6 protein-coding genes and 1 pseudogene are annotated in these 7,467 nt (G+C 37.0%); 5 read left to right on the top strand and 2 right to left on the bottom strand.

Annotation, left to right across the window (positions count from 1 at the left end):
• Window positions 1-209 precede the first annotated feature (209 nt).
• The 3 genes from AC4EG4_RS17000 to AC4EG4_RS16990 all read left to right on the top strand — a co-directional run bounded on the left by AC4EG4_RS17000 (window position 210) and on the right by AC4EG4_RS16990 (window position 3,236).
• The gene (locus tag AC4EG4_RS17000; protein ID WP_490988501.1) at window positions 210-1,712 is read left to right on the top strand and encodes a primase C-terminal domain-containing protein; all 1,503 of its coding nucleotides are present in this window, start codon (window positions 210-212) and stop codon (window positions 1,710-1,712) included.
• 150 nt (window positions 1,713-1,862) lie between these two features.
• Window positions 1,863-2,705, top strand: a complete 843-nt coding sequence (locus AC4EG4_RS16995) for a site-specific integrase (protein WP_490988498.1) — start codon at window positions 1,863-1,865, stop codon at window positions 2,703-2,705.
• 144 nt (window positions 2,706-2,849) lie between these two features.
• Window positions 2,850-3,236 carry a replication initiation protein gene (locus AC4EG4_RS16990; protein ID WP_490988497.1) on the top strand — a complete coding sequence of 129 codons (387 nt, stop codon included), beginning with the start codon at window positions 2,850-2,852 and terminating at the stop codon, window positions 3,234-3,236.
• Window positions 3,237-3,733: 497 nt separating this feature from the next.
• On the opposite strand, the gene AC4EG4_RS16985 is transcribed toward AC4EG4_RS16990, so the two are convergent.
• Window positions 3,734-3,880: a hypothetical protein gene (locus tag AC4EG4_RS16985; RefSeq protein ID WP_490988496.1), complete on the bottom strand. Its 147-nt coding sequence runs from the start codon at window positions 3,878-3,880 to the stop codon at window positions 3,734-3,736.
• Between the two features lie 16 nt (window positions 3,881-3,896).
• Entirely contained in the window at window positions 3,897-5,165 is a 1,269-nt protein-coding gene (locus AC4EG4_RS16980) for a helix-turn-helix domain-containing protein (RefSeq protein ID WP_490988495.1), read from the bottom strand.
• A gap of 262 nt (window positions 5,166-5,427) precedes the next feature.
• Here AC4EG4_RS16980 and AC4EG4_RS16975 point away from each other — a divergent pair.
• Both AC4EG4_RS16975 and AC4EG4_RS16970 read left to right on the top strand, forming a co-directional pair.
• Window positions 5,428-5,649 (top strand): annotated as a pseudogene (locus AC4EG4_RS16975) (IS4 family transposase); the annotation flags it as partial.
• Between the two features lie 1,526 nt (window positions 5,650-7,175).
• On the top strand, window positions 7,176-7,385 hold the full coding sequence (locus AC4EG4_RS16970; protein ID WP_490988494.1) for a hypothetical protein: 210 nt from the start codon (window positions 7,176-7,178) through the stop codon (window positions 7,383-7,385).
• The last annotated feature ends 82 nt before the right edge of the window (window positions 7,386-7,467 follow it).

Raw genomic sequence — 7,467 nt, 5'->3', positions numbered from 1 at the left:
AGCAAAAGTAGAAAAGTAGAAATATCTACCTGTGCGAGAATGAACCTCATTCTAACAAAAGTGGAAAAGTAGAAATATCCACTTTTGTATATACTCAAACCTTGATTTCAAGCTATTTACAGAGCAGGTTCCTTGCTTTAGTTTATGAACTATAGAGAAGTTTATTAGAGTTGATAGTGAATGGGGAAGGGGAATGCTTTGTGGTAAAGATGCATAATATTTTCGATTTACTTCTACATGAAGGAATTCATATATATAAGCAAAGATATTCTTCAGCATCCCTTCCTCAAGTCATTAATGAGCATAAGAAAACGCAGAAACATAAAAAAGGTGCAATCTCTGTAACACGATCCAAAGAAGATCTATCGACACCTGGAGGTGTGAGAGGGTATGTGATTACCTCGAAAGAGACACTCTTGGAGGATTCTGTTGAACTTTCGCATTGGACTCCCAATGTACACAACTACTTAGTGTATAGTGATATTGAAAAGCGGCACCTCAAGGGACACACCGAAAAGAACCTGCAGCAAATCAATACGTTCGTGGTCGACATCGACTCGAAGAAACAACCGTATACGGAAATCCTGACTGCTGCACTTGATCACAGCATCGGTATCCCAACACTGGTCCTGGAGACGCCTAAAGGCTTCCAGGTCTATTTTGTATTGGAAACGCCGCTGTTCATCAGCAACCAGAACGACTACCGCGGACTGAAGGTGGCCAAACGCATTTCCGAAAACATCCGACGCAGCTTGGCCAAGGTGTTGCAGGGAGTAGATCTCTCGTGCAATGACTTTGGCTTTTTCCGCATGCCCAACGAACAGAATGTCCGCTGGTTCTCCGAGGAGATGGTTTTCTCCATGCACAACCTGATTGCCTGGTCCAAACGGCAGGACGATGACCAGAACCGAGGGCTCTTTGTCGTGGAGTCGAAAGGGGAGGCAGGGGATCCGACACACGCCGAGTGGTTCCGGGGATTATTGGCCACCCATCACGTCAAAGGAAGCAACGGACAAATCGGACGGGACAACTTGATGTATACGCTCGCCCTGGCTTGTTACAGTGCTGGAAAAGGAAAAGGGGAGACCATGGATCTGCTGGATGAATACAATTCATCTCTGGAAACGCCTGTACGCCACAGTGAGGTCCAGAAAATTGTGAAGAGCGCCTATAAGGGCCGTTTCAAAGGCGCCAGCCAACTCTATATCCGAGAACTTCTAGAGGCTTGGCTTCCAGGAAAAGAAATACCAGTAACGAATCACATCGGAGGCTGGTACAAATTCAAGAAGGAACGGAAAGATCGCGTCCGCAGCCACTATGACGAGTGGGAAGGGGACTTGCTCGCCTACATCCAATCAGAAGCCAGTACGGTGCAGCCAATTATCTGGACCACGCAGAATGCTGTGTGTGAAGCAATCGGCATGTCCCGCAGCACGTTCAACGAAGTCATCCGGAAATCCAAGAAACTGCTGATCAAGCGAATCGGAAAAGGGCGCAGCGCACAGACCGGATTGACCTCTGTCGCCGTGCTTCTTCAGTGCGCCCTGGAGTACAACCAGCAGCACCGTGCTTTGTACTACGATGTGGTCTCTTTAATGAATGGCTCACGCGAAAACGCAAGTGCCTTATGGGAACTTGAAAATCAACTAGCTTTGCTGACGAAGTTTCCTGAAAAGCCGCCTGTAACTGGAAAAAAATTCAATTCGTCATAAGTGTCCAGTCTGCCAATACATATCTGTATACGTGTTCTTTTCTCTCTATGTTTTTTGGTTATGCAATTTTAGTTAGTCTAAGGAATTTCTTTTGGAGATCTTCTTTGACCTGTTAAACTAATTGTATCTAGAGAAGGGCAGGGGATGTAAATGCTGTATGGCTATGAAGAGTATCGATTAAAAGAAGGTATCTCTCCTGTTACGCTGGTGACCGAACTGAAACTGTTAAAGGCCTTTGTTCTTTTTGTTAATCTGCGGAATGACAAGCAGCTGGAGCCGTATGAAATCAAACCCGCTGATGTTCGGGCGTTTTTGGATCAAGAAAAAAATAATGGGTTAAAGGCAAGTACAATAAAGCGAAAAATGTATCATATCCGTCAGTATTTTCATTATTTGTGGAAGGTCGGGAAAGTACCGGTTGATTTTATGCCGAAATTTGAATACGTATTGGTGGTAGAGAAGGAGCCTGCGACCCTTTTCTATGAAGATTTCGCGAAAGAGAAGAAGAAAGTGCTGCAGCATTCGACTTTGGCGTTAAATGCGAAACTTTACTTTCTTTTTGCGATGGTTGGTTTCCGGATGCGGGAGATTGAACGGATACAAAGCAGACATTTTCGTGATTTAGGTGATCGGGTGGAAATGAATTTTGTGACATCGCAAAATGTCTTTTGGCAGTTGATTTTTGAGGATCCGGCGGAAGTTTCGGTGATCGTGCAGGCGATGGAGCGAGCGCTGTTTCGTGAACACGATTACTTCGTCTCATCCGATAAAAAGTACGGGCCAGATTATGTCCGGAATAACATGAAAGATATCTATTCGGGTTTAACTGCATTGCTGCCAAAGCCGTTTAAGACGGAAGAGGTTCGAATGGCTTATATTTATGATCTGTATAAGGTCCAGGAGAGCTCTTTCGACGAAATGGTGCAGTTACTGGGGATTACACCTGCGTCGCTTACATCGGCTTTAAGGCTTGTTTTTGAGCGTTATAAGTAACTGCATGATGGATAAATAAAGGGGGTGTAGGTAGAGCGATGTATTTGTTGGTAAATCATGTAATTACAGCAGGTTATTCGCGATTGATGTCTTAATTCGGGAAAACATAGTTGGAAAAGAAGAGTAAACGAAGGGGGTTCTTATTTGGAGTATGAGATTAATAACAAAGAAAAATATATGATGGAAATCTACCAAGAAAATCCGCTGACTGAAATGGAAAAGAAGATTATTTTTCTAGTGGCAGGTTTGGTAAATAAAACGGATCAAGAGGACAAAACCCATGAACTTCCCATCCGTGAGTTTTATTCTCTTCTTGATTCGGAAAAGGCGACTAATTCGTTACAGTTTAAAGAAATACTAGAGGAGCTAATGTCTAAAGTAGTAGAAATTCCCCGTCAAGATGGAGGATGGTTGATGACGCATTGGATAGGAAGTGTTACATATCTAAAAGATACCGAAGCAATTCAATTTACGCTTTCGCCAAAGCTAATCCCTTATTATTTGCGATTGAAAAGACATCTCTTCCTTTGAACTGCACTAAAATTTGCGATTGAATAGAAGATACTGGCTGTTCGCGAGTATTTAGTGGGTCATGAGTCGATTAAACAAGTCGTCAAGCAACATACGGTGAACAAACAGGTGCTTGATCATTGAACGACTGATATATTCGAAGAAACGATTAAAAAATGCCTTTCCGACAAAAAACGGAAAGGCATTTTCTTTTCTAAGAAACTAGGTGCTAACTATTGGACGCTTACTTTCATCGATGAGGAGATTTTCATGCACGAAATGCTTATGAGTAGTTCTCAGATGTCCGAAGTGCTTCTATTTTATGGCACGAGTGATTCCTGAGGTTGTCTTTCTTCAGCTGGAAAGCTCAACAGGGCACCCAAATACTGATTGACCAGTTTCAATTTGAATTCTTCGCTCTACTAGCATAGAAAAACACTCCAGAGGCTAGAATTTTAACTCTAGCCTCTGGAGTGTAGCACCTAATTCAATATTTTAAAACACTATCTGTAATTTGTTTATTTGAAAAAATTATCCCCTTCATAAAACCAAGGTCGAGGTTGTTCCTCTCCAGATAAATTTTGATTGTTCAAAGTTCCAGATATACCTGTAACTAAAATAATCCCTAACAAAGTTGTAATAAATACCTTTTTTAAAATACGCAAAACTAACTCCTCATTTCTAATAGTTTTTATGTAGTAAGTCAATCGATTTCATAGCTGTAGAGGCAGCCAATTTATACTTCCTCAGATAAAAGTAATAATCAGATAAAATTTTCAGGTATTTTGATTGTTCAATCTCAAGTTCTCTATCTTTTAAGTAAGGTAATACCTCTCTTAAAATAATTTTTTCGAAGTTTTCTAGATATCCATTTATTAATTGGGAATAAACCTCTAATTTAAAAGAAAAGAGATACTCTGTATCCTTGTTATTTTCACAAATATCCTTACCAATTTTTAACCAATGTCGAGCCTCATCCATTTCTCCACATTTATAGTACTCTTTTATCAAACTAATAACAGGATATTCTAAACTTGCTTTGTTTAGATCCAATCGTAAAGAATAACTATTTTCAAAATATTTCCTTGCTTCTTCAAAGCGATTGAGTACTGAAAGGAGATGACCATAATTCTGGTAACAGGTAGATAACAACTCATTATCCTTGATTGAAATAGAAATACTTTGTGCAGTCTTGTAACTTTCTTTAGCATCCTCAAATAGATTCATTCTGCGAAATGATATTCCTAAGAGAATGTGGCAGCGGGCGCATTTGTCTAATGAATACACACCTTGATAGTAATTTAATGCTTTATTTGCATACTCAATGCACAAACTATTGTAGTTTAACTTGCTAGCTGTGCTAGATTTCATATAAAAAAGATCAGTGACTTCTTCTTTAAAAAAGTATAAATCACTGTTTATACACAACTCAGCTTGATCGTAAAAAGACATTGCTTTACTAAAGTGATTAAAAGAATAATGATAATTTCCAGAAAACTTTAACCAGTAGTACTTTTTAATGCCTTTAATTATTCGAATCTTCTTAAGCATAGACTCCCATTGAATACGAGCATCTGACATGTTGCCTATTATTAAATAATAATGGATTTTAAAAATTTCGACTAAATCAAATAATTCAGTTTGACTGATTGTATCAAGGTTCGAAAGTATGCTTTCGTTATATATTTTTTTAGATTCGACTACATTTCCTTCTAATATGTTTTTAAACCAATTTTCGCAAAGTGAACCTATATCATGTCTGCTATTAACATGAACTTCAGCTTTTAGTTTATCAAGCAATAAGGATAATATCTCATGGGAAACTTCTACTTTTCCACTCTCTATTTTACTCAAATAAGAAACAGAAATAATGCCTTCAGCTAATTTTTGTTGTGTAAAACCTTGTTTTTTCCTATTGTATCTAATTCTACTTCCAATTTTTCCTGCCATTAGACCCCCTCCTAATTATCTATTTAGTATTTTAAAACAGTATAACTAGACATTGTTAATATTTGCAAGTATATAATTAAATTGGTTTTAAAAAATTCTTTCCGTGTAATTTCAAATCCGAAAATCGCCTAATAATTTTAGAAAACCTGAGGGCCTGATTTATAAAGTTGAATCTATTTCTTACGTATTCAACTTTCGCACCGATAGAACTCAATCTACTTGTTGCGGCAGTAAAGCGTTTCTGTTATTTATTAGGTTCCTTGACAATTGGAAGCTCGGTGGTCTTTTTTATGAATTATGTGATGAAATGAATGAACTCGGTTGGGCGGTTGCCCTGCAGCAGTTGATCGAGCTTTTTGAAGATGTCTTAAAAAAGTCCCAGACGAAAATGAAAAAAATAATTGAAAGTCAACTACAGCTTCGTATTGGCGGTCTGCCCAGTTACATCAAGGCTTATTTGCTAATTTCATTCTGCGAAAGTTGAGTTATATATACAAAGATTTTTCAAACTTTTATTCATAGCATAAATGATTGAAGCTAGGAAATCTTTCAATCACTTAATTTTTCTCGCATTATCATAATAAAATTCATTCCGATTTCTTTTGTGAGAATAAAATTACTAACTTCTATCAAGGGACAGGAAAATGAAAAAGCATACATCCCCAAAATGGTATCAGCTGCTAGAACTTTTTTGCTTTGATAAAGATAATAATATATTACAGGATATGACATTCGATTAAGTAATCAAAGCTCTATATTGTCCCTTTAGAAATAAGAGTAAGTAACAAGAAATTTCGCTTATCAAGATGCAAAAACATCGCTTTTCTTCTACTTTCTCTACAGACAAACTCTACCCAATATTCACCAGAAACAGTTTCCAAGAAACATTTGTGAATGATGTAGTATAAGACTCCAATATGTTAATAGTTGAAAATTTCTGAAAAAATTATATTAAGTTCTAGAGAGATTTATTGCAGTAACTTATGCACGCAGATTAGCATTTTGGCTGATCTAGTTTCCAAATCGGCGAAATGTGGGAACAACTTTCGAGTTGCCGTAAATTTTCGTTGCATAATTTTTTAACTGTCTCTAATTCAGGAAATGACTGCTCACGAACTGATGGGTGCCTTCCCAGTCTGTTATGTGGTTTCGGCACATCTCAATCTGCCGTTTAGCATCCTAATGGTTCAACAAGTAATACATACAACTCTTCTCTAGTATAAAATGCTCCTGTGATCAGGATGTATGTCACTTAATCTTAACCCTTGGCTTGGTCGACAATAGCTAATTCAGTTCTGTAAAATCTGTAATTATGTTAATAGTTTCTTTTTCAATAATACAAGTTTCGATTTTTTTTAGATCAAGACGTAAATTTGCCTTACACTCTAACATCAAATACGATGAAGTTTTTCACCTCTAACTTTCATTGCTTAAGATATAAAATTAACTATTCCTGACCAATTCTACTTTCTTCTAAACAATCTCATTGGTAACTCACATACTCAAAATTAATTAAATAGAGGCATGAAGAAAGTACTCGGTTACTTCGGATTGAAAATTACTAGAGCTATTCGAACTTCGCCTTATCTATTTAAAATTAGTAGGACGAACCTATGTCTTGGTTCGTCCTACTAATTTTATTATTCTTTGCAAAATTTGAAAAATAAAGGATTACAAGATAAGAATTGAGCGCAATTACAAACTAATCAATACTAATTGATAATTCAATAAGAAATAAAAATAGTTACTATTTTAAAGAATTAGCTTTTAATTATGAAAAATTTAATGATTTTTAACTAGGATGATATTAATAATCATAACTAAGTCAATAGAGAAAATGATAATAAAAACTAGTCATAAAATAAATATGCTACTATCAACCTGATACAGAACATAACTATTTTTCCAACTTTATTAATGACTTCATTTTGATTTGTTGAAAATACATTTTTAAAGTGCAGTAAAATCGGATATGTAACTGTATACATTAAAAGGTAGGGGGGTGAAAGCGTGAACATCTTTAATCAAATAATGTCCTTAACTGGATTAAGTTCTGGAGCAGCTGCACTGGTACTTCGTTACATGGATATTGCAGCGTCATTAAGTTTACTTTTGGCTCTTACAGGGATTGGAATGGCTGCAGGAGTTGCAATTATGACGTATAGAATCGCTATTCAAGCTGCTGCTAAAACTTCAAGACAGGCCGCTATTCAGCTTTAGAGTAAGTATTCAAGGTGCACATCTTTTGAAACTGCACCTTGAATACATATCTAGATTTTTTATGAATGGAAAAAAGCGAGGG

This window comes from Planococcus sp. TJ-201, from assembly GCF_058268495.1.
The sequence above is the reverse complement of the archived record's forward strand: the minus strand, read 5'-3'. Positions and strand labels throughout refer to the sequence as shown.